19 protein-coding genes, 4 tRNA genes and 1 rRNA gene (1 of these 24 only partly in view) are annotated in these 26,587 nt (G+C 47.4%); 12 read left to right on the plus strand and 12 right to left on the minus strand.

Annotation, left to right across the window (positions count from 1 at the left end; translation table 11 throughout):
* A 23S ribosomal RNA gene (locus tag LC508_RS25020) occupies nucleotides 1-580 on the plus strand; it begins 2,305 nt to the left of the window's first position.
* Between the two features lie 245 nt (nucleotides 581-825).
* Here the strand turns inward: LC508_RS25020 and LC508_RS25025 are convergent.
* Entirely contained in the window at nucleotides 826-2,094 is a 1,269-nt protein-coding gene (locus LC508_RS25025; RefSeq protein WP_033143731.1) for an MFS transporter, read from the minus strand.
* 279 nt (nucleotides 2,095-2,373) lie between these two features.
* Between LC508_RS25025 and LC508_RS25030 the strand changes: the two genes are divergently transcribed.
* The 6 genes from LC508_RS25030 (at nucleotide 2,374) to LC508_RS25055 (ending at nucleotide 10,524) form a co-directional block, all read left to right on the plus strand.
* Nucleotides 2,374-3,774 carry an ABC transporter substrate-binding protein gene (locus LC508_RS25030; protein ID WP_033143730.1) on the plus strand — a complete coding sequence of 467 codons (1,401 nt, stop codon included), beginning with the start codon at nucleotides 2,374-2,376 and terminating at the stop codon, nucleotides 3,772-3,774.
* A 44-nt stretch (nucleotides 3,775-3,818) separates the two neighbouring features.
* Nucleotides 3,819-4,742, plus strand: coding sequence for a carbohydrate ABC transporter permease (locus LC508_RS25035; RefSeq protein WP_033143729.1), 924 nt, complete (start codon nucleotides 3,819-3,821; stop codon nucleotides 4,740-4,742).
* Between the two features lies 1 nt (nucleotide 4,743).
* A complete protein-coding gene (locus LC508_RS25040; RefSeq protein WP_033143728.1) occupies nucleotides 4,744-5,571 on the plus strand; it encodes a carbohydrate ABC transporter permease in 828 nt (275 codons plus the stop codon).
* An 89-nt stretch (nucleotides 5,572-5,660) separates the two neighbouring features.
* A complete protein-coding gene (locus LC508_RS25045; RefSeq protein WP_103732639.1) occupies nucleotides 5,661-7,265 on the plus strand; it encodes an extracellular solute-binding protein in 1,605 nt (534 codons plus the stop codon).
* Nucleotides 7,266-7,268: 3 nt separating this feature from the next.
* Nucleotides 7,269-9,134 (plus strand): sensor histidine kinase, encoded by a 1,866-nt coding sequence (locus tag LC508_RS25050; RefSeq protein ID WP_103732638.1) that lies wholly within the window; start codon nucleotides 7,269-7,271, stop codon nucleotides 9,132-9,134.
* Entirely contained in the window at nucleotides 9,106-10,524 is a 1,419-nt protein-coding gene (locus LC508_RS25055; RefSeq protein ID WP_103732637.1) for a response regulator, read from the plus strand. The genes LC508_RS25050 and LC508_RS25055 overlap by 29 nt, the downstream gene beginning before the upstream one ends.
* Before the next feature lie 74 nt (nucleotides 10,525-10,598).
* Here the strand turns inward: LC508_RS25055 and LC508_RS25060 are convergent, their stop codons facing one another.
* Together LC508_RS25060 and LC508_RS25065 are read right to left on the minus strand one after the other, a co-directional pair.
* Nucleotides 10,599-11,303 carry a DUF6320 domain-containing protein gene (locus LC508_RS25060; protein WP_033143235.1) on the minus strand — a complete coding sequence of 235 codons (705 nt, stop codon included), beginning with the start codon at nucleotides 11,301-11,303 and terminating at the stop codon, nucleotides 10,599-10,601.
* A 21-nt stretch (nucleotides 11,304-11,324) separates the two neighbouring features.
* Nucleotides 11,325-12,623 carry an alcohol acetyltransferase gene (locus LC508_RS25065; protein WP_103732000.1) on the minus strand — a complete coding sequence of 433 codons (1,299 nt, stop codon included), beginning with the start codon at nucleotides 12,621-12,623 and terminating at the stop codon, nucleotides 11,325-11,327.
* Between the two features lie 164 nt (nucleotides 12,624-12,787).
* On the opposite strand from LC508_RS25065, the gene LC508_RS25070 reads away from it, so the two are divergent.
* Entirely contained in the window at nucleotides 12,788-13,684 is an 897-nt protein-coding gene (locus LC508_RS25070) for an alpha/beta hydrolase (RefSeq protein ID WP_054350769.1), read from the plus strand.
* Between the two features lie 5 nt (nucleotides 13,685-13,689).
* Here LC508_RS25070 and LC508_RS25075 read toward each other — a convergent pair whose 3' ends face one another.
* From LC508_RS25075 to LC508_RS25095, 5 genes are all read right to left on the minus strand, one after another.
* Nucleotides 13,690-15,246 (minus strand): PucR family transcriptional regulator, encoded by a 1,557-nt coding sequence (locus LC508_RS25075; RefSeq protein ID WP_054350770.1) that lies wholly within the window; start codon nucleotides 15,244-15,246, stop codon nucleotides 13,690-13,692.
* A gap of 148 nt (nucleotides 15,247-15,394) precedes the next feature.
* The gene (locus LC508_RS25080; RefSeq protein ID WP_054350771.1) at nucleotides 15,395-16,765 is read right to left on the minus strand and encodes an MFS transporter; all 1,371 of its coding nucleotides are present in this window, start codon (nucleotides 16,763-16,765) and stop codon (nucleotides 15,395-15,397) included.
* A gap of 32 nt (nucleotides 16,766-16,797) precedes the next feature.
* Nucleotides 16,798-17,787, minus strand: coding sequence for a uroporphyrinogen decarboxylase family protein (locus tag LC508_RS25085; RefSeq protein WP_033143240.1), 990 nt, complete (start codon nucleotides 17,785-17,787; stop codon nucleotides 16,798-16,800).
* Nucleotides 17,788-17,914: 127 nt separating this feature from the next.
* Nucleotides 17,915-20,515, minus strand: coding sequence for a PAS domain-containing hybrid sensor histidine kinase/response regulator (locus LC508_RS25090; RefSeq protein WP_033143241.1), 2,601 nt, complete (start codon nucleotides 20,513-20,515; stop codon nucleotides 17,915-17,917).
* 48 nt (nucleotides 20,516-20,563) lie between these two features.
* Nucleotides 20,564-22,252: a methyl-accepting chemotaxis protein gene (locus tag LC508_RS25095; RefSeq protein ID WP_054350773.1), complete on the minus strand. Its 1,689-nt coding sequence runs from the start codon at nucleotides 22,250-22,252 to the stop codon at nucleotides 20,564-20,566.
* A gap of 201 nt (nucleotides 22,253-22,453) precedes the next feature.
* On the opposite strand from LC508_RS25095, the gene LC508_RS25100 reads away from it, so the two are divergent.
* Nucleotides 22,454-23,887, plus strand: coding sequence for a GntR family transcriptional regulator (locus tag LC508_RS25100; protein ID WP_103732001.1), 1,434 nt, complete (start codon nucleotides 22,454-22,456; stop codon nucleotides 23,885-23,887).
* Between the two features lie 58 nt (nucleotides 23,888-23,945).
* Here LC508_RS25100 and LC508_RS25105 read toward each other — a convergent pair.
* The 4 genes from LC508_RS25105 to LC508_RS25120 form a co-directional block, all read right to left on the minus strand.
* Nucleotides 23,946-24,016 (minus strand) — tRNA-Cys (locus tag LC508_RS25105).
* Between the two features lie 77 nt (nucleotides 24,017-24,093).
* Nucleotides 24,094-24,165 (minus strand) — tRNA-Glu (locus LC508_RS25110).
* Between the two features lie 21 nt (nucleotides 24,166-24,186).
* Nucleotides 24,187-24,257: transfer RNA gene (locus tag LC508_RS25115), tRNA-Cys, on the minus strand.
* 4 nt (nucleotides 24,258-24,261) lie between these two features.
* Nucleotides 24,262-24,333 (minus strand) — tRNA-Glu (locus LC508_RS25120).
* A 197-nt stretch (nucleotides 24,334-24,530) separates the two neighbouring features.
* On the opposite strand from LC508_RS25120, the gene LC508_RS25125 reads away from it, so the two are divergent.
* From LC508_RS25125 to LC508_RS25135, 3 genes are all read left to right on the plus strand, one after another.
* Nucleotides 24,531-24,926, plus strand: a complete 396-nt coding sequence (locus LC508_RS25125; protein WP_033143244.1) for a PH domain-containing protein — start codon at nucleotides 24,531-24,533, stop codon at nucleotides 24,924-24,926.
* A gap of 210 nt (nucleotides 24,927-25,136) precedes the next feature.
* Nucleotides 25,137-25,706 (plus strand): RNA polymerase sigma factor, encoded by a 570-nt coding sequence (locus LC508_RS25130; protein ID WP_052099673.1) that lies wholly within the window; start codon nucleotides 25,137-25,139, stop codon nucleotides 25,704-25,706.
* Entirely contained in the window at nucleotides 25,703-26,449 is a 747-nt protein-coding gene (locus LC508_RS25135) for a hypothetical protein (RefSeq protein WP_054350818.1), read from the plus strand. Before LC508_RS25130 ends, LC508_RS25135 begins: the two co-directional genes overlap by 4 nt.
* Nucleotides 26,450-26,587 lie beyond the last annotated feature (138 nt).

Here is a 26,587-nt window from a genome sequence, read left to right on the forward strand (position 1 = left end):
AGAGTGCAAAGGCAGAAGGGAGCTTGACTGCGACACCGACGGGTGGAGCAGGTACGAAAGTAGGGCTTAGTGATCCGGTGGTATTAAGTGGGAATGCCATCGCTCAACGGATAAAAGCTACCCTGGGGATAACAGGCTTATCACTCCCAAGAGTTCACATCGACGGAGTGGTTTGGCACCTCGATGTCGGCTCATCGCATCCTGGGGCTGTAGTAGGTCCCAAGGGTTGGGCTGTTCGCCCATTAAAGCGGTACGCGAGCTGGGTTCAGAACGTCGTGAGACAGTTCGGTCCCTATCCGGCGTGGGCGTAGGATATTTGAGAGGAGCTGTCCTTAGTACGAGAGGACCGGGATGGACGGGCCGCTGGTGTACCTGTTGCAGTGCCAACTGCATGGCAGGGTAGCCAAGCCTGGAAGGGATAAACGCTGAAGGCATCTAAGCGTGAAGCCCCCCTCAAGATGAGATATCCCATTCTTTAAAGAAGTAAGACCCCTTGAAGACGACGAGGTAGATAGGGCAGAGGTGGAAGTGCAGCAATGTATGGAGCTGACTGCTACTAATCGGTCGAGGGCTTGACCTGAGCACGGAAGTGCAAACGGCGGAGTTGAAAAAAGGTTTTTGAGTTTTGTATATGCGGTTTTGAAGGTACATAAAAGATATGTACATGATATCCTATGAACATGATTTGATGTTTATAGGATTTTTTATTTTACAGAAATAATGAACAGAAATATATCCGGCAGCAAAGGGCAGAATACGAAAAAATCCACAGTACACCAGTATTACAAGTGTACTGTGGATTTTTTTGTCTGCTCATAAATCAGATCAATGTTTTTCCCGCTTCAGATCTTTGGAGAAGGACAGAAGCGCCAGCCCTAAAAGGAAAATACAGATATTGAAATAGAAGGGATAGGCCGGATTCAGGTCATAGAACCATCCGATCAGGCTGCCGAAGGGAACGGAAAGGGCAATCATCAGCATGTTATAGAGTGCATATATTCTGGAACGTTCCTTTTCATCTACGAACAGTGCCATAAGCGCGTCTTTCCTGGGAATGACAATAGCGTAAGCGGAGGATTCCAGGATTGTGTACAGCATAACCAGCAGGAGGTTTTTCTGCGGACAGAGAATCAGGAGTATATGGCTGGCTATGTAGATAAAAAATCCGATGATCATGGAGTTTCTGATCCTGAGCCGGTGAAACAGATTCTGCAGGAACACCACGAAGAGGATCATGATCACAGTCCTTATGAGCGGAAATACAGCCACCAGTTCTTCTGAAATATGCAGGCTCTCTGTTATGTAGAGTGAAAAAAAGTTAGTAGTCGCAATCAGAAGTATATTGGTTAAAGTCATAATGTAGACCACAAGGCGCATCCTGGATGAGCGCAGGATCTGCATGAAGATTTCCTTATATCCGGTCAGCATGGAAAAATAGGACATATTCTTAGTCTCTTCCATTCGCTGCCGGCCAATCTTGGTTTCACCTCCGAATTTGTAAAGAAGAACAAATTTGGCTGTCATGGATATTCCTGACAGGAAGAAGATCACGCGAAATACAGGTACCAGATCATATATTTTCAGCAGCCAGATGGAAAGTGGTGCGAAGAATACAGAGAGCATACCGCATATCTGTATCAGGGTAAATGCATTGGTAATATGCTCCGGGGGACAGTCCTCAATAAACAGGCAGTTCCAGGAAGTATTGGTGATCTGAAAGGAGGCATTGATGGCAGCTGCAATCAGAAAATGCCAGAAATTCTGGGAGAAGGCCCATATAAAACAGGGGATACTCCAGGAGATGGTGTCAAAGATCACAGTTGCCCTGCGCCGCCCCATTTTGTCAGTCAGGGCGCCTCCGATAAATGCAAAGAAAACCTGCAGCAGAAAACCAAGTGAGAGGGTAGTCCCGATCTCCAGGCTGGAAAGCCCGATCTTCCGCATATAAAGTGCCTGATACGGGGAAAAGAGAGAATAAGGGATGAACCAAAGAGGCTCTGTGCAGATAGACCATTTAGGGTTCCCTTTCAGCTGGAGGAAGGTCTGTACCAGAACATGGTTTCGGATTCTGTTTCTTAAGGGGTAAGATTTCATAATGAGTAAGCGTTCCTTTTCATCGTAATATTATAGAGAATCTTTTTTCATTATAAGGAAAGGCAGCCTTTAAGTAAAGCAGATAATCTCTTAAAATTCAACAAAATTTCACCATGGAAACAGTCGTTATGCTCAGAAAATTAGGCGTTTCTAAAAAAATGACACCAGATTAAAATTTGGGCCATTATGTGAGGAAAAGGCCGGAGATATAATAAAGCCATCTCAAAAGGAAGCAGCACCATAAAGCGTGCAGAATAAAAAACAGGAGGAATGAAAAGTATGAGAATGAAAAGAGCAGCGGCATTTACACTGGCTGGTCTGATGGCAGTTTCCATGACGGCATGTGGTTCAGGAAACGGGGGAAGTGCAAAGGGCAGTACATCTGACAGCACAGAGGAGACGAAAAATGAGGCGGCGGCTACAGCGGGGAAAAAGGATGCCTCTGAAAAGCTGGTCGTGTGGACACTGGCGGATGACCTGAAACAGTTTGCTGAGCGCTACTGTGAAAAGAACCCGGATGTACAGATAGAAACTGTGACCATCGCACCTGCAGATTATCCCACAAAGATACAGACAGCCATGCGCGGAAAACAGACCACTCCGGATATCATTGTAGGGGAACCGCAGATGCTGGAGGATATGTACGAGGCGGGATATTTCGAGGATTTGGATCAGGAGCCTTACAATGCCCAGGACTATGCAGATAAGATCGTAGACTATGTGTGGGATGTGGGAAAAGACGCAGACGGCGTGCAGAGAGCAATCTCCTATCAGATCACTCCCTGCGGTGTTTTTTACAGAAGGGATATTGCAGAGAAAGTGTTTGGGACGGATGACCCGGAGGAAATCGGTAACATGTTCCAGGATTATGACACGATTCTCTCAACAGGGGAGACACTCAGGGATGCCGGCTACAAAATATTTGCCTCTGACATGGAGATGACATATTTTTCCGGTGACAGCGCCTGGGTGGAGGACGGAAAGCTGAAGATAGATCAGGCCAGAATGGACTATCTTGACTCCTGCGTGAAGCTCTACCAGAACGATATGACAGCATACGTTGCCCAGTGGTCCACAACCTGGTATCAGGCTATGGGCGGTTCTGTGCCGGTGATCGACAAAGAAACAAACGTATGGGATGAGACCGAGATGGAGGAAGCTGCTGAGAACGGAAAGACAACAGAAATCTTTGCCTACGGCCTTCCCGCCTGGGGTGTGGTGACCATGCGAGACCATGTGGGCGACTTATCAGGAAAATGGGGAGTATGCGCAGGTCCTGCTTACGGATTCAGCGGCGGTACCTACATAGGCATCAGCGCTCTCAGTGAAAAGAAAGAGCTGGCCTGGGATTTCCTGAAATTCTGTACCTTGACGGAAGAGACACTGGACTGGTGGATCGAGGCTTCACAGGGAGACGTGGTATCTTATCTTCCATGTCTGGAAAAGCATAAAGAGGATGAAAATACGGTATACGGCGGTGAGAAATTATACCAGTTCTTCCTGGAACAGGCAGAGGGGATTGACTATTCTAAAGTCACCAAGTACGACAAGAAGATAAATGATGCATGGGCAGCGGCCATCGACTCCATCAAGACAGGAGAAAAGTCAAAAGAGGATGCAGTGGATGAATTTTACGATGTAGTAGCATCCACATATCCGGAGATTGAAATCCAGCGCTGAGTGTAACTGTGCAGACAGTTCTGTGTATAGAAAAGAGGGAAAAAATGGGAGAAAAGGCTGTGCCCGGAAAAAAGAAAAGAAACATTGAGTCAACCGGTTATTTCTTTGTTGCTCCGTTTGTGATTGCATTTATCATTTTCAGCGTCTATCCGGTGCTTCGGACATTTTATCTGAGCTTTACCGATTATAAGGGATTCGGGGATGCGGCGCTGACGGGAGGTGTGAATTATCTGCGTGTTCTTCAGGATAAATTTTTCTGGAGATCCCTGTGGAACACCGCGAAGATCTGGAGCGTAAATATTGTCCTGCAATTGGGACTGGCTTTGGCACTGACGATTGTGTTCAGTGATATCAAATATAAGATAAGAGGACTGGCAGTTTTCAGAGCCTTATATTACCTGCCGAATCTGATCGCGGCAACATCTGTTGCATTTCTCTTCAAAACACTGCTGGACTGGAGATACGGAACCCTGAACCAGATCCTTGTGGGTTCCGGCGCTGTGGGCAGCCCGGTCAACTGGCTTGGCTCCACGGCCACAGCCCCCTATGTGATCTCCGTCATCAGCGCGTGGATGTGGTTTGGCAACTCCTTTATCATGCTGATGGCAGGGGTACAGGGTATTTCAAAAGATTATTTTGAAGCAGCGGCCATCGACGGGGCAGGGAGGATGAAAACTTTTACAAGAATTACACTGCCGCTTCTAAAGCCTATTATGCTGTATGTGGGAATCACATCACTGATCGGCGGACTGCAGATGTTTGACCTTCCGTTCCTTATCAGCGGCGGTACGGCGGGAAATCCAAGCGGCAGTACCCAGACAGTTGTTATGTATCTCTACAAATTCGGATTTGAGACAAATCAGGTGGGATATGCATCTGCTATTGCCTATGTATTGTTTATCATCATATTCCTGTTTTCCGCACTGCAGTTTAAAGTGATGTACGGCAGGAAAAAGGGAGGGAACTGATATGGCAGCAAAAGCGAAAAAGAGTATATTGTACATCATTCTGATCCTTCTGGCTGTTATATGCCTGATGCCTTTTGCGCTCATGATGGTAAATGCCACCAGAAGCGGTTCCGAGATCGTACATTCCTTTACACTGATCCCAAGCAATGCTCTGGCGCAGAACTGGGAAACCGTGTCCGGATACTTTGACCTGTTCAAGGGAATCTTAAACAGTCTTATAGTATCTGTTCCGGCCACACTGTTATCTTCTTATTTCTCTGCCATGGCAGCTTACGGGCTTGTGATGTATAAATTTAAGGGAAACAAATTCATCAGCGGCGTCATCATTATTTTCATGATGATACCGGGCCAGCTCAGTATGATAGGATTTTACGACCTGATCACAAAAATGCATATGATCGATACCTACTGGCCGCTCATCCTCCCTGCCATTGCCGCTCCCGGCACCGTGTTTTTCCTGAGGCAGTATTGTGAGGGCGCTCTGCAGCCTGCCCTTATTGAGGCGGCCAGAATGGATGGGGCGAAGGAAATCTATATTTTCCATAAAATTATCCTTCCCCTCATGTCACCCGGCATAGCTACTATGGCGATCGGTGCTTTCATCGGAAGCTGGAACAGTTACCTGATACCCCTTATCTTACTGAACACACCGGAAAAATTTACGCTTCCTGTCATGATCGCATCCCTGAATGCATCCACGGATATCACGGCAAACCAGGGAGCCATTTATCTGGCGGTTGCTATTTCCGTGATCCCGATTCTCATTGTGTTCGCATTCTGTTCCAAATACATCATCGGCAGTATATCAGCCGGAGGTGTCAAAGAGTAGGAACTGTGATATAATAAACAAAAGCTTGCTCATATTTGGAGGCTGCGGTTTCTGCCGCAGCCCCGGTCAAAAGAGAAGGAGCGGATAAAATGAGAAAGAAAAGGTATCTGCCCATGCTTGCGGCTTCCCTGGCCCTTGCAGGTCTTATGGGCGGCTGCGGCGATACCGGCCTTATGCCGGCCGGACGGGAAGAGGAGAAGACAGAGAGCAAAACGGCGGATCTGGACTGGTATATTAATTTTTCCTGGTTTACCACCACCTGGGGGAAGAGTGAGGTTTCCAAAGCTGTCACGGATCTTACAGGGGTCAATGTCCATTTTCTCTCCCCAAAAGGGGACGAGTCTGAAAAATTAAATGCCATGATCGCCGCTGATACCCTGCCGGATCTGGTCACTCTTGAATGGTCAGCAGCGCAGAACAGTGAAATGATAAAAAACGGACAGGTATATGCCCTGAATGAGCTTGCGGATCAATATGACCCGGGCTTTTATGACGTTCTGGATCAGGATGTACTGGATTGGTACAAACAGTCGGACGGAAATCTGTATGCCTATTACAACTCTTTCTATACCCCGCAGGATTATGAGGAGAACGAAGAGATTCCGTCCAATCAGGTATTTCTTGTGAGAAAGGATATCTACGAGGCATTGGGAGAACCGGATATGACAACGCCGGAGGGCTTTTCGGAAGCTGTAAAAAGAGCGGCGGAATTATTTCCGGAAGTAAACGGGGAACCTCTGATTCCCATCGGTGCGGATGAATTTACAGACAGGGGAAACGTTTCTTTTGGTCTGTATCTGCAGTCATTTCTGGCGGTACCTTATGAAAAAGACGGAATATATTATGACAGGAACACTGACCCGGATTATCTGGCATGGCTGAAGACGTTCCGGGAGCTTGCCGGTGAAGGGTATCTAAAGGACGAGATATTTGTGGACAAAAGGCTGCAGCTAAAAGAAAAATTTGAAAAGGGGCAGTATTTCTGTCTGCTTTACCAGTCTACAGATATTATTGACCAGCAGAGGAAGCTGGGAGAGACGAACCCGGACTGTGTGTATATTGCGGTGGAGGGACCGCGCAATCTGGCAGGGGATGATCCGCAGCTTCCGGTGGGCGGGATCTACGGATGGACAGCCACCTATATACCCAAAAACTGCAGTGATCCAAAGAAAGCACTGGAGTTATTAAAATACCTGATCAGCGAGGAAGGCCAGAAAATGACTTTCCTGGGTGTTGAGGGGAGTATGTACGATATGAAGGATGGCGTGCCTGTGGTGAGGCCGGAAGTAAAAGAACTGCTGTCCTCTGACAGGCAGGCCTATGACGAGCGCTACGGGGCAGACAATACCTACTGGATGATGCAGAATAATGTGATGCAGATGAAGTGGAAAAATGAGACAGATCCTGTGATCCGCCAGCTTCAGGAGTGGACCTATCCTTATACGATATATACATCCCAGTACAGTACCAATTTTAACGGGGACGCCGTGTTGGCTGCGCTGGAGGAAAAGCAGCAGAAAATATGGGGAGATACCCTGCCAAAACTGCTTCTTGCGGACAGTGATCAGGAATTTGACAGGATACTGCAGGACTATCTGGAGCTGAGAGCGGAAAACGGATATGACACCTATGCGGAGAACATGACGGAGGCTTACAGACAGAACAAGGAAAAACTGGGATTTTCAGAGGATTAGGCTATGGATAGAGTGGGGAATGTATTTGCGAATCTGAAACTGAATCAAAAGTTTACACTTGCCATCATGCTGATCGTTGTCATGCCCATGGTGGGCTTTTCCATTTTTCTGTATCAGAACATATCCAAGAATACCTTGCAGCAGTCTGCCTCGGAGCTGGGCAATCAGGTGAAAGAGGATTATGGAACCATGCAGAGTATTGTGGAGTTCTCTAATATGTCTGCTCAGTCCTTTTTGGGAAACCAGGCATTAAAGGATATGCTGCTGCGCTTAAAAGACCATGAGGAGATCAGAACAGAAGATTACATAGCATTCAACAGGGATGATATCGCCCTGCTGGAACGCCTGGTGAACAGCAACCCCTATCTGTATCAGGTGCGTGTCTATGCGGACAACAATACATTTCCGGAGATGATACCCATCCTCTATCACGGGGACAGAGTCTATGATTTTCCCTGGGGAGAGGATTACGAACCCGGCAAATGGCAGATCGACTATGCAGACGATTCCGTCACACATCTGATGGCGCTGATCAATGACGCGGAGGATGATTACGGGAACAAAATAGGGACCATTGAGACAGCGGTTTCCATGGATGAATTTTTTCCTGACATGTACCGGGGCGGTGAGCGCGTCTGGTCTTGTTTTGTGTCTGCGGACGGACAGGTAGCTGCGGATGACAGGGCAGCTTCAGAGAGCCCCTGGAAAGAGGCGGCAGCTAGAATGGCCGCCCGGACAGAGCAGCCCCCAAAGGAGATGGAGATGAAGAACATTACCCTTGAGGGGGAACCCGTCATATGGGTGAGCCAGCCTGTAAAGGAGCTGTCAGGAACCTATATCCGGGTTGCCAGCATTAAAGACCAGATGAATCGGCTTGCAGCTTATAAAAACCAGCTTCTGCTTATCCTGCTGGTTATTTTTCTATGTCTGGCGCTGGTCGTGAACAGCGTTGTGAAGGTACTTCTGCGGAAATTCTATCACATGCTCCTGGTGGTTCGGAAGGTACAGGAGGGGGACCTGGCACAGCGTGTATCCAACCCCGGCAGTGATGAGATGGGGGAGATGAGTACTCAGTTCAATAAGATGCTGGACCACATCCAGATTCTGATGAAGGAGAACATAAACAGGGAGGTCCTGATCAAGAACACAGAGATCAAGGCACTTCAAAACCAGATCAATGCGCATTTTATCTACAATGTTCTGGAGGCTGTCAAAATGATGGCTGAGATCAACGAGGAATATGAGATCTCGGACTCTGTGACAGCACTGGGCGAACTGCTCCGGTACGGTATGAAATGGACATCCAGCGATGTGACGATCCGCCAGGAGGTGGAGTATATAAAGAACTATATACAGCTTATGAACCTCCGTTATGACTACACCATCGGACTTTCCATCAATATACCGGATCATATCTATGAGCAGCAGATACCGAAGATGTCCCTGCAGCCCATTGTGGAAAATGCCATCTGCCATGGAATTGAGGAGACGGAAGAGGACTCTGTTATCTATATCAAAGCAGTCTGTCATGAGAAGGACTATGATATAGAGATCACAGATTCCGGAAAGGGAATGGATGAGCAGCAGATCGCGCTGCTGAAACGTAAGGTGAGTGGGGAGATTGAAGTGAGCGGCGGCTCAGGAAACGGAATCGGGCTTAAAAATGTACAGGACAGAATCCATATCCGTTTCGGGGAAAGCTATGGCCTGCATTTTGCATCCAGGGAGGGGTGCTATACAAAGGTGAGCGTGCGCCTGCCGTATTCGGCGGCTCACATTCCGGAGGACAGCGGTACGTTTGGCGGTACAGAGAAAGAAAAGGGGATTGAGGAAAAAAGAGATGAAGACGCTGTTGATTGTGGAAGATGAAAAAATGATCCGCCAGGGAATCGCTGTTATGTCAAAGCGCAGCAAGGTGGAGATTCAGGAGATCCTTGAGTGCAGAAACGGCCTGGAGGCAATGAAGCTTCTGGAGGAGCGGGACATAGATGTAATGTTCACAGACATCCGCATGCCGAAGATGGATGGGATCGACCTGGTAAAGGAGACGGAGAAATTAAGCCGCAGGCCCAAAATAGTGGTCATCAGCGGATATGATGATTTTAATTACGCGGTGGAAATGCTGAAGCACGGTGTCCAGGACTATATCCTGAAACCTGTGAAAAGAGATAAAATAGAGGAGCTGCTGCAGAAGCTGGACGCGCAGATCATGGAGGAAAAGAAATGCGCGGGATTTGACAGACAGGCGTTTTCCAGGCAGATGATGTACTATCTGGAAAATCCCCAGGTTTCAGAGGAGGACCTGGCAGCGCTTAAGTGGAAATTTGAGCAGTATATGGGGCAGGAGTCCTATTACGCGGTGGCAGCGGGCAGAACCGGAGGGAGAAGACCCACCGGTGCTCTGTGTATGGAAAACGAGGGGCAGTGTATATTCTTCTGCCCCGGCAGTGCTGTCTATGAGGAGGAGCCGGATATGTGCGCGGGGATAAGCGGCCCGCATATCTCCTTTGAGGAGGCTGCAGATGCTTACAGGGAAGCCATGGAGGCCAGAATACAGGCCTTTTTGTACGGCAGCTCCCGGCGCTGCCGGTGCGGGGAGGAGAGCGGGAAAATTCCCGGTGATTTTGTGGAACGTTTTGTTCAGCAGTTTCCGACAGAACATTTAGACCAGGCATTGATTTCCTTTCAGAATTATTTTTTTGAGGCAGAGCATGGGAAGATAGACGGGAGAGATATGACAGACACTGCCCGGAATCTGCAGAGAGCGCTGGAGGAGACCTATAAAAAGCTGCTCCCGGAAGAAGAACAGGATATTTTTCAAAGGGAACACCCCCTGGCATGGAGATGCGCAGAGGAATACCTGGAGGATTTTGTATCCTGGGTCAGACAGGCAGGGAGCTGCCTTGACCGGGTCTGTGACAGCAACCTGAACCACAGCAGAATCAGGGCAGCAGTGCGCTTTGTGGAGGAGAATTTCAGGAAGGATGTGAATATGGCTATGGTTTCCAATCACGTCTCCATGAACTATTCCCTGTTCTCCATTGCTTTCAAAGAATATACAGGCGTGAATTTTGTCAGCTATCTGAAAAAACTGAGGATTGAGGAGGCGAAACGTCTTCTGGAGACTACAGAGGAAAAGGTCCAGGATATCGGCCGGATGGCCGGATTTGAGAATGATAAGAATTTCCTGAAGTGTTTCAAGGCAGCCTGTGGGGTCTCGCCTTCAGAATACAGGAAAAATACGGCAATGAGAAAGTAAAAGTCAAAAGTCCGGGGACATAAAAAGCCGCACGTTCGATCATAAGATCGTCTGTGCGGCTTTTTCTATTGCTCTTAGATATGCATCCTTTTTCTGACCTCATTTCTCAGGCCGCTTCTTCTCAGGATGGTGATCAGTGCCCCGTCAATTATAACAGAACAGGTTAGCACTACAGCAGACCAGGACAGGGCCAGGGGTTCCTGATAGTAGTGCTGGATCAGCAGCTCAATACAGATTGTCAGAACCGCGATCTCCGCCAGAACCACTGCAGCCAGGGACAATATGGAGCGGTGCCTGTACCTGAGGCAGAAAGCAAAGATGAGGAAGAGCACTGTGATAATACCGATTATGGGAACGGCAAGCTGCACGTACCATCCTCTGCCCGGATGCAGCCAGGCAATGATGCCGAAATACATGGCAATGCTCAGACCGTCCAGAAAAAGGCTCACATAAGGATTTAATTTCGCCGAAAAAAACAGGGGCAGGAAAAAAATCCACAGAACTACACAGATCCCGATCACATACAGGGACCAGCTTCCGAACTGAAAGAAAAACAAATTTAACAGACCGCAGACCACCGCAGTGGTGGCCAGTATAACGGTCATGAGAATGGTGATATCACGCCGCGGCACCTGCTCGGCATGGCCTTCTAAGGAGGGGAAGGGTTTGGGCGCGGCAGTATCCGGCGGCTGTTTTGGATTGATGACTTTTGTATTGCACAGGGGACAGACTTTACAGGTCTTGTCAAGTTCCACCCCGCAGTTCACACAGTATGACATAAAGGATTCCTCCGAATTTATTTAATCCTCGGTTTCTCGGTTGCTCTCTATTTTGACCGAAATTCCGTCTGATACCAGTTTGCGGAAGAATATGCGTTCCACATCGGCTTCCACAATACTGCTGGCAAAACTTATGGTCAGGGTATTCTCGTAGCTGACTACCGCACAGTTGGTCCTGGCTGAAAACGGCTGGCCCATGAGAACATCAAAGCGCTCCACATAGGGTTTCATCTCCTCCGGGACCTGTACAATGCCAAGGTTGGTAAGCCCTGCCGTGGACTGCCGGTCCTGTACCCGGATGTAGAACTGTCTGACCACAAAATCCTTTAAAAAAAGAGGGACAATGCGGATGAAAGGGCTTTGCTGGGTGGCGGCATTGGTGGTGATGTCAGCATTTAAGAATTTGTTGTTGATATAATACCGCATATAGTGGTGTACCTGCACCAGGATTTCCTCAAAGGTGTATTCCCCCATTCTGGGATCAATGGAAGGATAGACCATGGTGATAAAATTCCGCAGCGTGATGGATGGAAAGAATTTGCGCAGGTTCACAGGCAGCGCAAGCTTCACGGGTTTTTCGCGGAATACGTGGTCAGCCTTTTGTTTTTCCAGAAGGGAGTAGAGAAGCACGGCATTTAAATATTCGGTTATGGATGCCTTATAGCTTCTGGCAACCTTAAGGATTTTATCCACGGGCATGATGCCGCTGATAATATTCAGGGTATAGAAGGGTTCCTTGGTTCCCCTGACCCGGTAGGCACTGCCCTGTGTGCGGGCCGGCTTTACCCTTGAGGAGGCATAGCGGATATAGGCGTCTTCCAGTTCCTCGGGGTCCGGCTCCTCATGGATATCCAGAACGCCGTCCCGGTTTGGTATCTCATGGCCCTGCAGGCGCAGATATACGGCTGTGATGGTCCGCAGCAGGTACAGGGCGCCGTTACCGTCGGAAAGGGAATGGAACATTTCCAGGGATATCTTGTTATGGTAATAGTATATCCGGATCAGATACCGGTTATTGGCCTTAAAGGACATAGGCATACAGGGATTCACAATGTCAGGCTGGACGAAGGGCCCGGGTCTGTCATTGGGCTCCAGATATCTCCAAAACAGCCCTTTTCTCAGTGCCACCTTGAAGGCAGGGAAACGGGGCAGTGCCAGGTCCACGGCTTTCTGCAGAAGGGGAGGGTCCACCTCCTCTTTCATGATAATGGTGATCCGATACACGCTGGAAAAGTTTTTTCGCTGCAGCGTGGGATATACATTTGCGGATAGATCTAATTTGTACCATGTAGCACGGTTTTTGTTTGTTTTTTTCTCCATAGGTTTATTATAAGGGGATGCGGGAAAATTATCAATAAAAACAGAAAAGAAACCGGAATGTTACTGTTCACGCAGTGAACAGTAACACCGGAATAGACGGATGGGAGGGACTGTGTTAGAATGAAACTATATTGCCAGGCCACTAAAAGCAGAAGGAGAATCCTATGGAAATAAATCTAAAGAGCAGCCAGAGCCTCATGAAAGCCATCAAAAAGATGCATACACTGGTAGAAAGCCCCGATGTGGAGAAGCAGAGGGCATCACAGGAAAATATAAGCGGCATTTTCTCAAAGAGCAAAGACATGAAATATGAAAATTTTGAGATAGAGGGAATTCCCGCCGAATGGGTCAGTGTGGACCGAAGGCATATGAAAAAATATGTGATCCTCTACTGCCACGGCGGCGGCTACAACACGGGGAGCTTCCGCTATGCCAGAAGTGTTACCAACAAGCTGGCCAGCACCACATCCATGGATGTACTCAGCTTTGATTACCGCCTTGCGCCGGAGTGTCCTTATCCGGCGGCTTTGGAGGACGCGGTCAAGGTCTGGGATCACCTCATGCATGTAGGTTATGGGGCCAGGGACGTGATCGTGGCAGGTGACTCCGCCGGGGGGAATCTGGCGCTTACCCTTGTGCAGAAATTAAAGGAACAGGGCCGCATTCTTCCAAGGGGCATCATCCTCTTCTCTCCCTGGACGGACCTTACAAAGAGCGGAAGATCCCATGAATTGAAAGCGGAGATCGACCCGATCCTTTCCGAGGAATATATCGATAAAGCAATCCGTGACTATGCGGACGGACAGGATCTGAGAAATCCCTTTATCTCCCCGCTTTTTGCGGATTTCACGGGATTTCCGCCCACCTATATCCAGGTGGGTGAGAATGAGATCCTGCTCTCCGATTCCCTGAATCTGCAGAAACGGCTGAGAAAGTTTCATGTGCAGGTACAGCTTGATTATTACAGCGGCATGTGGCATGTGTTTCAGATGTCACCTTTTAAGGCTGCTTATGATGCCATGGACCAGATGGCAGAATTTATCTTTGACATCTGCAGATAGTGTGGTCAGATGTAGTCCAGGATATAGAAGCCCATCATCAGGTAAAGCCGGGTCATAAAATCATCCAGGTTTGCCCCTGTAAGCTGGGTGATGCGGTTCAGCCGGTGGGGTAGGGTGCTTCTGTTTATTTTGAGGAGCTGAGCGGTGAGTGTGCTGTTCCGCTCATTCATGAGATAAGTCTTCAGGGTCTCGTACAGCTCCGTGCCGTGCTCTTTGTCGTAGTGGAGAAGCTGGTGCAGGGTATCCGGGGCAATGCTCTCCTTTGTGAACTCGCCTATGCCCTCCAGCAGCCAGTATTTCAGCACATAGTCCTGGAATTCATTATACCAGTGGGGGACACGCTCCATCTGGCTGTAGCTCAGGGCGATCTGGGCCTGTTTTAAGTGGATGGGCAGTGTTGAGAAGCCGTGGAAGGGAAAGGATACGCCCATGCGCAGAAGCCCCTCCCTTATGATATAGGACATCTTCATGCGCAGGTCCTGAGGGGTGATCCGGCTTTTGCTGAGGTTGACCAGCAGATAAATATGGCCTTTATAGTAGCATGCATGGCATGCCTGGATGCGCTCCTCGATCTCATTGCAGATGCTGTACACGGACAGCTTCGTCACGTCTGTGCTCTCAAAAGAGATGATACCGCACAGGTACCGGTCTTCCTCCTCCCAACCCAGAATCTCCAGTTTGCGGCTGATATCAAGCCGGTCGGTCTCTGTGCCGCTTATAGTGTCTATGATCAGCTTTTCCAGCGGATGACGCTCGTCGTCCCCGGTATCGTTGCGCCGCAGAAGCGCCAGCTTAATGATCTCCGCAAAATAGGAAGCTATATAGAGCTGGCCGCGTGTCAGCGGTGTCTCCATCTCTGAGATGATAAATCTTCCCCTGTAACTCCCGTTCATCCACAGATTCACATAGATACAGCGGTCATTGTTGAAGTCGCTGTCCCAGAACTGTCCCCCAATGGTACTCAGTGTCTTTTTGTACGCCGGACTTGTCCGGAAGAAATTGATGGTGTTCAGATCCTGCATATACCGTTTGGTCTGTTCATTATAGGTAAAATTAAGTGCTCCCTCAAAATGGCGGGGACAGGCGAGAATATGGAAATACTCGTCGTGGATAAACACCGGATTGTGAAAATGCTCCAGCGCGGCAACGGTTATATCATACAGGCTTCCGTCCCGGTTCAAAATGTCGTTTAATTTTCGCTCAAGAAGGGCAAAGCACGCAAATATCTGCTGCAGAGTATTGAAGATTTCCGGCAGGGACATGGCATCGGGAAATATAAGGAGGCTGCAGGATGCGTGGAAGGTTCCTTTTTCGGGTTCCCCGGCCACGGCCAGAAAACCGTCAGGCAGCAAAAAAGGATGGGCGGACAGGGTTTTACAGTCAGCAAGATAAAGAAAGGCCCGGGACAGATCCTGCTGTCCGGTATAGAACTGTATGCCGGTCAGACATGGTTCCTCGCTTGGCGGCAGCAGGGAAACCGGTATTTCACGTTCCTTCAGTTTTTCATATAAGATCTGCATGCTCAGCAGAAGGCCTGCGGACGCGTTGTAGTTTTCACTCATGGTATTCCCTCCAAATCTCAGATAACATGGCAAAATCCATCCGGATTCCGGCAAAGGCTGCGCAGCCCGCCGGAAAATGGACGGATTTTGAAAATCTTTACTTGATTCTTATTTTATCGTATGGGAGGGCATTTTACCAGTGCTGATTTCACGTATCCTGGTCTAATTTGTAGCCAAACGCCAGAATTACGGCACCCAGCAGGATCACAACAGCCGGAATGATCATAAATCCCATGCTGATGCCTCTCTGAAGCTGCAAAGAAGCCATGGAGGGGTCTGTCTCTGAACTGAACTGCGCAAGCGCCAGACAGGCAGAAATCAAAATGCCTCTTGACACAATACCGATTTTGATCGGTACCGTTAAAAGTCCCATGACCGTTCCGGTCACATCGTAGCCCAGTTTTTTTCCGCTGTAGGCCGCGCAGTTGGAGAAGAGTTCCGGGTCACAGGCATTGGTCAGTACAAGTATGAACATGACTGCACACATGGCGGCCATGACCACCCAGGTCTGACTGTAAGCAAAGAACGCGCCTGTGGCGATAACTGCCATCAGAAAGTAGGAACAGACCACGGTCTTCTTCGCGGTGAATCTGGCAACGATGAATTTTGATATGTAGGAAGCCACAACGCCAAGCAGGTTGGCGGCAAATACAAAGGTGGTCAGCAGCGCGGCATTCTGGCCCACATATGTAAAATAGTAGATAGCCAGCCCGTTCACCAGGAAGAGCACAATGTATTTTGTGATGCAGGACAGGAACAGCCACAGCAGGTGCGGATTACACCGGATGGCATCCAGCGCCCGGACTTTCTGGGCATTTGGTGCCGTTTGGGCAGAACGGGCCTGTCCGGCCATCCTCTGCAGTTCTTCCTCTTTGGTCATCTCATAGCCCTTGAACATGTTGAAATGGGCGTAAAATCCCGCTGCCATCAATGCGGAAAAAGCAAATGCAGTGGCAGCATAGGCATTCTTCTCCCCAAGCCACGCGGCAAAGACAGAGACAGCGGCAGGCCCGGCGTAGGAATATACCACAGAGGCCAGGGATGTCCACACCATCCTGGTAGAGGACAGGGTCATTCTCTCTTTTGGAGTCTTACCTGCAATGTTGATCATGGAAACATTGGCAATGAATGGAATGTTCCAGGCAATTCGGCTGGTGATCATAGCCACCGTGACGAAGATGGCGGCAGCCAGCCCGTTGCCTATTTTTATAAACTGCATGGCATACAGGAAGGGGACCATCCAGGGCGTCAGGATCAGCCAGGAGCGGTAGCGCCCCCATCTCTTGGGTTTTATCTTGTTCAGAAATGGACCATACAAGCAGGAGAGGATAGCATCCACCACTGCGGAGATGGTCGTCATCACAGTGATGACACCCAGGGAAAACTTTGCAATATTCGTAAAGAAGTAGGTTGCGTAAAACGTATCAATATTGGACATCAGCGTAAAGCCGAAATCGCCCACGCCGAAGAACCGTTTTAAGGGGGTACTCAGACCGTTTCGCTCTTTTTTATCCGGCATAAATCTGTCTCCTTTTCGGGGGTGTATTTATGTCAGAAGAGTTTAGCGCTGACTTTGGCGATCTCTTCCGTGATCGTGTCATATACGCCCGGGAAGATAGATTCCGGGCCGCCCATGGTATTGCAGGGGATAAAGAATTTTGTGCCGTTTTCTCTGCAGACACGTTCTACTTCCTGAGCAATGTGTTCTCTGCTCCAGTCTTCCCTGTCCACTTCGCCGCTGTCAATGCCGCCCATGAATGTGATCTGTCCGCCGTATTTTTCAATCAGCTCGGGGATATTGTTTGTACTCATAACGCCCTGCCAGATATCTATGCCCATCTCGATCATAGAAGGAACCAGATTGGCTGCATAGGAATCGGAGTGATGGATCACAACCTCAACACCGTGCTCCTTGTAATATCCGTAAACCTTCTTATAAGCCGGTTCATAGAATTCCTTGAACATCTGCGGGGAGATGAAGGAGCTGCTCCTGGAACCCCAGTCGTCGTGATGGAAGAGGGCATTCGGTTTTAAGTATTTGCAGATTTCTTCCGCGTATGCCAGCTCCCAGTCTGTGATGTAGTCGATTAGCTCATGCATATATTCCGGTTCTTCATAGAACTGGATCAGACAGTTCTGGATCTCCAGAAGATAATGGCACTGCTCAAAGATACCCGGTGCTACAAAGGGAGCTACAAAATATTCGTCACGGTCAATTTTTTCAGCCTCTGCGACAAAAGGGGCCCATTCTTCTGCGGAGAATTTTACGTTAGGTGCTTTCACATAATCTCTCCAGTGTGTGATGTCCTTGCAGACAATATGCTCCTCATCGTGAACCGGGAAAGGCCCCGGCATTCCTTCCGGGAAGGAAATGGTGACACCCCATGCGTTTTTAACATTGGGGCCGCCCTTTGTGGGCATGGCATTCCTTACGGAGTAAGGGGTACCGAAAAGAAGGGCGATGGCTTCGTACTGATTCACATATCTGTCAGGATGGCCTCCGCGGATGGTTTCTAATAAATTCTGTCTTTTTGATAACATAGTATAAACTCCTTTCTCTATTTTGTATGTCCGTTGGTTTATACTAATATTATAGGGGATGGGGCTTATGTGCACAATTAATCAAATATGGGAAATTATGAGGCAAATATTAGACATAATGGTGGTTTTACTTTATAAGAAGTTTCTCCTTTATCGTCTGATATAACTGATCAAAGTCAACTGGTTTTGCCAGATGACCGTTCATTCCGGCTTCATAAGATTTCACCACATCTTCGTGGAAGGCATTGGCTGTCATTGCTATGATGGGTATGGTTTTTGCCATGGGGTGACCTGATTTTCTTATAATTTCAGTGGCCTGATAACCATTCAATACAGGCATCTGTACATCCATTAGAATAATATCGAAGGCATCGGGAGCAGACAGGAAATTGTCTACAGCCTCCTGTCCGTTGCAGGCACAGGTGACATCCAGCTTCATTATGTTTAACAGTTCCACTGCGATCTCCCTGTTGAGCTCATTATCCTCTGCCAGCAGCACGCGGCGGCCTTCTGTTTCAGGATTTTTGAAATCATGTTTCTTATGGCAGGGAGCTTTGCCGGCGCCTGTGACAGACAGCAGTGTATTGTAGAGTGTGGAGGAGAAAATTGGTTTGGAAAGGAAGGCATTGGCACCGGCCTCACGTGCACTTTTCTCAATGGAGCTCCAGTCATAGGCTGTGATTATGATGATCGTGGTTTCCGGGCCTACATATTCCCTTACCCGGCGTGTTACTTCTATGCCGTCCATATCAGGCATTCTCCAGTCAATGAGACATACATCATAATCATCACCAATTTTATGGGCAGCGATCACCTTGTCCACACACTCTGTGCCGCTCAGTACCCAGCAGGATGATATACCCAGATTTTTCAGCGTCAGTGAGGTATGAAGACAGCTGTCCTGGTCATCGTCTGCAATGAGGACATGCAGAGATTGAATGGCCTGGGGAGAGTGGCTGACCCGGTTCGTTTCCGCGGGAGTATCAAAATCCAGTTCCACCCGAAAGGTGCTTCCTTTACCCGGTTCACTTTCTACGGCAATCGTGCCTCCCATTAATGTGATCAGATTTTTGGTGATAGACATGCCCAGGCCTGTACCTTTGTATGTCTGTCCTGCAGATACATTTTCCTGTTCAAATGGCAGAAACAGACGGTCCAGGAATTCTCTGTTCATGCCAATACCTGTATCACGCACAGTGAAACGGAGACGGACCCGGCCTTTCTTTTTCTGAAGCTGCCGGATCTCCAGGGTAATGGTCCCGCCTTCCGGTGTGAACTTAAGTGAATTGGAAAGGAGGTTGATCAGTATTTGATTTAACCGCAGAGAATCACCAATCAGATCCGTGTCAGAGAGATCTGCCAGAGGGATACTGAAATTCAGGTGTTTTTCCACAGCCTGGGGATATATGATGGAAGTAATGGATTCCACCACGCTTTCCAGATTAAAGGGTTCCTTTGTCAGGGTCATTTTACCCTCGTCGATCTTGGACATGTCCAGAATATCATTGATGAGGGTCATCAGATGTTTGGAAGCGTAGCCTATTTTTTCAAGGCAGCTCTCCACACGGCTGCGGTCTGTTATATAGGTGGCGGCAATGGTGGTCATGCCGATAATAGCGTTCATTGGAGTACGGATCTCATGGCTCATTCTGGAAAGAAAATTCTGTTTGGCAGCATTGGCATTCTGGGCATTTACCAGGGCATCGTTTAAGGTCTGCCTGATACGCATATCTTCAGAACGGTCGAAAACAGTTACAATGCAGCGGATGGTCTTGCCATGAACTGTCTCCGGGAATATCTGAAGGCGCATCCAGTGTATTTCTCCGTTAGGAAACTGCATCCTAAAGTCTATACTCCTTCCGTCTGCATGTTCCTTCAGATGTACAAATTCATCGAATGAGACCTTATCTTCCTCCAGGACCCGTTCACGAAGCGCATCCAGTTCTTTTGTAAATGCATCTTCTTTTATTCCCAGTACACGCTCACAATTTGTACTGATATACTCCAGTGAATCATTGTTCAGATTGTGAATCAGAAAGACTTCATCTACGTTTGCTGAAAGTATATTAAACAGATGTTCCCGGTAATGAATCTCCCTTACATTTTTCTTCTCACGCCAGAATGCAATTAAAAAATAGGAAGGAAGAAATACAGTGAGGAGAACTGATGAAACCGTTGCTTTGACAGCCATAATCCTTGAGTTTTTTTCCAGACTCTGTACCTTTTGGTCCGCAAAGGCAATGACTGCGGTAAGGGCGTCATTCACGGCATCGTATTTGGGATACAGAATTTTTTCCACATATTCTGAAATGGCGGCATTGTCTAATGTGATAACAATGGGCAGTGCTTCGTTCTGTGTCGTTTCCAGATCCTGCATAGCTTTCAGGAGATTTTCACTGTCTTCTTTCGGTCCAAGGTATTGTCTGGTGATCACCTGAATGGCATCATACTGCATAGTATAACGTTCCTGCAGCGTCTGCTGCAGATCATCCATATCCAGGTCATCCTGCGAAAACATGCTCATGATAAAGAAACGCATATCCAAAAGACGTGAACGTGTGGCTCTTGCTTCGTTGGAGACTGAGTAGGGATGTTCGTATATCTCAGACGCCATTTTCTGCATATGAAGGGTCGTAAATATGCTGGAACCAGATACAATGACAGCCAGTATACAAACTACAAGTATCCCTATCTCGGAAAGTGCAGGGCGTTTTTTTCCTGTTTTCATTGGTTCTTTCTCCTTTTGACATGAATGATACGGAAACGGAAAGGTCTTCTATTCTGCAGGGCTTCTTAATCTGAAATGAGCAACAAGCTGGCTCAGGAGTTGTGCCTGAGAGGAAAGTTCCTCACTGGCAGCAGCGCTTTCTTCAGCAGTAGCGGAATTTGACTGCACCACATCTGAAATCTGATTCATTTCCTGGGTGATCTGATGGACGGATTCTTCCTGTTTGACAGAAGCTTCTGTTATGTAATTGATAGATTCTGTTATACTCCCAACACCCCTTACGACTTCCTGCAGAGAATCCGCGGTAAGGTCAGCGCTCTTTATTCCCCGCTCGATGTTTTCCAGAGATTTTTTGATCAGCACTGCTGTATTTTTGGAAGCATCAGCGGAATTGTTTGCCAGATTACGAATCTCTTTGGCGACAACAGCAAACCCTTTTCCATGTTCGCCTGCCCGTGCGGCTTCGACTCCGGCGTTCAATGCAAGGATGTTTGTTTGAAAGGCAATGTCTTCAATGGTCTTGATGATCATCTCAATGGCTTTTGAACTTTCACCAATATCCGCCATGACAGAAAGCATATCCTGCATTTGCTGTTGGCTTGCCTCAGCGCTTTTCCTCACTGTTTTTATATTTTCATGGACAGCTTTTGCACTTTTAACATTATTTTCAACCTGATCATATATGTCATGGATCGCAGATACAAGAGTATCTATAGAGGCTGTTTGTTCGGCGGCTCCCTGTGCCTGTATCTGTGCCCCGGATGATACCTGCTCAGAACCGGCGGCAACCTGCTCTGCAGACTGATTGATCTGCAGTAAGGTCTCACTCAGACTGGTGTTGATCTTAAGCAAAGAGGAGAGTACCGAATCTAATTCCCCCACATAGCTGTCCCCTGCCCGGCTGCTGACGTCAAAATTCCCCTCTGCCATTTCATTCAGCAGATAGGTTTCGTCCCGGATCACCGCTGTCAGCGTCATCACCATGCTGCGCATATCTTCTGCAAGGCATCCCATCTCATCTTTGGAATAGTAATTGATCTTGGTGGATGAAAGCTTTCCTTGTGCAATGTTTCTGGCTGCCTGTTCCAGCTCGCGGATGCCGGAGGATATCCCTTTTGAAATGTAAATACCAAAAAGAATGCTGATCACTAAGCTTGCAGCCCCCAAAAATACCAGCATCTCAATGGCAAATCTCTGTTTTTCCTGTAAATCGTTTATCAGTTGCTTTCCTGTGGAATTACCGCTTTCTATCAGTTTGTCCAGCTCTTTCTGGGCTTCTTTGATCACAAGAATATTATTATTTTCCATGTAAGTGGCGGCTTCTTCCGTTTTGTTTTCTGCAGCCAGGGACAGAACGTGTTCCCGCATGGGCGTAAGTCTTGTGAGGCAGTCTTCCAATCGTTCTATGATCTGGCTGTCCCCCTGAAAGTGTTCTTTGATAACAGGAAGCTCGTTCTGGATGAGGTTTGCGGAATCCAGAGAATTGGCAGTAGCTTCGCGGGTGATCTTGGTGTCTGAATTTGCTATAGAACGATAGGTAGCTTTCTGCATTCTCTCGAAATTAGCGTTGATCAGACTGGCACTGTCGTTAACAATAAACGGTCCATTGTAAAAAACTTTGACCTTAGAGTTCAGATTAACCAGATTTACAATGCTGACAGAAAATCCTATGACCATAAAAATTAAAATTACCGCATAGGAAATTAATAATTTTTTCCTTATTTTGATATTTTTCATCCCCCAACCTCCATTGTTTTATGTTTTTGCTTTTTCCCCTGTAATGTGTGAATTTAACTCTGCTCACATACTTATTGTATTTTACCATACCCTTAATTTATAAGCAATTGATTTATTCAGTCTTATGCGGGAAAGCCAAAATCAGTAGCAGGTATACACAAAATGTGGTAGAATAAATTGATAAAATTAAGAGGTGAATGAATGAAAACCCAAAGTGAACTGAACTGTCTTGTTTATGATTTCTATGTAACCAGAATTCTCTTTGGTTATTATTCCTACGGGGATAGCCTTCCGCCTATGCAGAAGATCAGTGAGTATTTTCGGCTGGCTGTGCCAACTGTCAGGACTGCGCTGAAGCTTCTGGAGAAAGAAGGATATATTGAGATTTCCGCTCCGAAAGCGGCCAGAGTGATTTATCAGGCTTCCGGAAAGGACTATCTCAGGAATATCGCACGCTATCGGTCTGCCCGCAAGGAAGGACTCCTGGATATGCGGCAGGTGAACCGGCTGCTGCTTGCTCCATTGTTAAATGCGGGAATATCGGCAGGAGACGAGTCTTCCCTAAAGGACCGCTGGAAGAAAATGAAAGATAATGAATTTGACGGAATGTCCGTCTCCATAGGGTTATATACGTCTGCACTTGCCAATCTGGATAATAATATGGTCATGAATTTTTACTGGGAAATGAACCGCTATACTCGTATTCCATATATGTTAGGTAAACTTGAGGCATTGGAAGAGATTATTGAAAAGTTAGATACACTGCCAAAGGAGGAGATGGGAGCATTTCTCACAGAGGAATTAGAGTCTGTTTATGTGAATGTAGATAAGATATTGAATAAGAAGATTCAGAGCGAATATCCCAAACTCCTGGACGGCCAGTATCCGGGGATTCCCTTTGAATGGAATTTTTATTATAAGCGTTCCCAGATTCGCTATACACTTGGGGCTAAAATGATACAGGAAATATTGTATGGATATTATCCCATCGGAAGTTATCTGCCGTCTCTGCCGAAACTGGCAGAACATTATGGAGTATCGGTTGCCACTATCCGTCGTACAATTGACTTTGTGGCAGGTTACAATATAGTGAAAAGTTTCCAGGGAAAGGGCACACAGGTTTGTCTGGGAAAAGAGGATGTAACGGCATCACAGGAGGTGGTCCGGCTTGCACTGAAATATTTTCTGGACGGTATGCAGTTTGTGGCGCTGACGCTTCGTCCGGTCTGCCGGTATACATTAAAGCGTATTTCCGCTGAGGAGTTAGATAAGCTGGGACGGTTTCTTTTGACGATCTGTGAAAGGAAAAAGGAGTATCTGCTTTTGGATATCTTTTTAACATTCATTGCGGAGCGCTGTCCATCCCCCGCTGTCGGACATTGTTATCTCAAGATATTGAAATGCCTGGTCATGGCGTATCCGTTTACATTGTTTCAAATGGAACAGGCAGAATTTGACAGAATCTATGGTGAGATGATCCGGCAGACCATTCATAATATAGAAGGAAGAGAGATTGATAAGATCACAGATGGATGGGGTGTTTTTTTTGAGGAGCAGGAGCGGTATTTCAGGGAGGCTGCCCGTAATCTGACATATGACAGATATAACTGGAAAGTAAAGCTGCCAATCCATTGATCCTCAGGTATATGACAAGAAAAAAGTCCTGGAAAAATGAATTTCCAGGACTTTTCAGAGGCGCCAACCAGATTTGAACTGGTGATAGAGGTGTTGCAGACCTTTGCCTTACCACTTGGCTATGGCGCCATATCTATATTATTCTGTTTGAAGAAGTGTTACACTATATTATATTACCACATTTTCAAAAATATGCAAGTAAAAAATGACTCCAAGGGGATTTGAACCCCTGTTACCGCCGTGAAAGGGCGGTGTCTTAACCGCTTGACCATGGAGCCGTTAAGATAAATAAATAAAAGAGGCGCCAACCAGATTTGAACTGGTGATAGAGGTGTTGCAGACCTTTGCCTTACCACTTGGCTATGGCGCCTGAGTGACTCCAAGGGGATTTGAACCCCTGTTACCGCCGTGAAAGGGCGGTGTCTTAACCGCTTGACCATGGAGCCGTGTTTTATCGGAGCGACCATGGACTATAATAGCATAAGGAAATACAAATTGCAAGCATTTTTTTCAAAAATTTACACTACTTACATTGTTTCCATGGGTTGTATGGTGTATACTGAAATTGACTGTAGTACACTGCATAGGAAAAGCACTTTTTATGGCACATGTTGACGGGAATGCATGAGAAAGGTGGTTTTATATGAAATTTAAGGGGAAAATAGCAGTATGGTTCTGGATGATACTTCTGGCGGGAAATGCTGCGATGGCTTACGGACTGCTGGTATCCAGCGATGTATCCGCTGAGATCGTGGCTGCCCTGGTCGTCTACAATGCCATATTCATTCCCATTGTTGTGAGGAATTATGTAGTGGTTGACGGAGACAGGATGGCAATTTACTTTGGGATCATGAAGGATTCCATGGAAATTTCAGAGATCAGGGAGATACGCAGGACCTGTAACCCCATTTCTGCCACAGCGGCGTCACTGGACAGGATTGAGATCAGGGGCAGAAGGCAGGAAATGATATGTGCGGTCCGGGACAGGGAGCGGCTGATCGAGGAGCTGGTAAAGTGCAATCCGCAGATAAAGGTGTGAAAAGAGAGCGGGAGAAAAAGTTCTGAATCTAAAGGTTCAGGGCTTTTTTCTATTTTTTTGCAGATAAGTGTAACTTTTGGATGATACTTTCGATTAATAATCAGAAAGTAAACGATTTCGCGGCTGTGAGGGTATTGAAGAGGGTATTGAATGTTTCATTATTTCGTGCACACTTAGTATATTTACTTTCGGAAACAGAAAGGAAACCATATGACCCGGGAAGCGCTCAGCAGTATGACAGATGACCAGCTCATGGAATTGGTCAGGGATAAAAATTTAAGACAGGCTTATGACGTGCTGGTTCTCAGGCATTACCGGGAGGCTGTGCGCTTCTGCATGAAAATGTTGGGGGATGAGCAGGCTGTCCTTGATATTGTACAGGACAGTTTTGCGGATATCTATGTGCATAGATCCAGGGTTTCTCTGTCCTGTGCATTCAGAACGTATCTTTTGGCTGTGGTGAAGCACAAGGCACTGGATGAGATCAGAAAAAATGCCAGACATAGGACAGAGGAGCTGGTCGCATCCAGGATTGAGGTGCCGGGGCAGTCAGAGCAGTCGCCGGAGGAACTTTATGTGAAAAAGGAAGAATACACAGAAATTCTCCAATGGATCGAAGAATTGCCGAGGGATTACAGACAGGCGCTTATATTATTCTGTGTGGAGGGAATGTCTTATCAGGAAATAGCGGCAGCCATGGGGAAAAATCTTGCCCAGGTCAGGATAATACTGTACAGGGCAAGGAAAAAATTGCAGAGGCAGAGGAGGGAACAGGAATGATGCAGCCGGAAAACGAACTTTTAGAAGCTGTGTGGGAAAAAGCAGAGCGAAAAGAAGAGAATCTGAAACTGGCAGGGGAACTGAGCCGGATGCCCAGGCAGGAGGGACTGGATTCTTTTTTGTGGGAGATGTTCTGCGGAACCGGTATCCGGCATCTGTATGCGCATATGACGGATATTTTATTGCTGTCCTTTATCCTTATGGTGCTCTTTTTCTATATCGGGCTGAAGATGGTGGGGATTGGCGCTGTGACTGCTTCAGGCGCTGTTTTTGCTGCAGCCCCGGTTCTCTATGCAGCCATTTTTTATCTCTCTTTGGTGAAGGAAAAGCAGCAGCAGACCTGTGAACAGCATATGAGCTGCGAATATACTTCTTTTTATCCGATGGCTGCGCGTATGTTTTTCAACAGCCTGATGGGGCTTGGATTTGATCTGGGGTATGCATGCATTCTGGCTATCAGATTTCAGGCGGATGTTCCCAGGCTGCTGGCAATGGCCTTTGCCTCCCTGATGATCTTTTCCCTTCTTCTGGTTCTCGGAATTGTGAGGGGGAAGAAAATCGCGTGGGGGTCGGCAGTGAGCAGTGTCTGGATCATCGGGAACCTTCTTCTTATGGGGCTGGTAGCGAGCTGGTATCGAACGCTGTTGGAACAGGTTCCGGTGGTTCTGTTAGAAGCGGCAGGTGTGGCAGCCGCGTTCATTTATATCCGTCATCTGCTTCTGTTATGCGGGCAGCGGCAGTGATAGTTCTGGGAAGCGAAATAGTGACAGCGGACCTGCAGTTTGCCGCGGAGAGAAGGTGTAACATCCGCCAGAGAGGTTTTAAGATGTATGAACCGGTTAAAATATGTTAAAAATGGAACTGTACGGTAACTTTGCAGC

The organism is Blautia parvula, assembly GCF_020215665.1.
GTDB lineage: Bacteria > Bacillota > Clostridia > Lachnospirales > Lachnospiraceae > Blautia > Blautia celeris.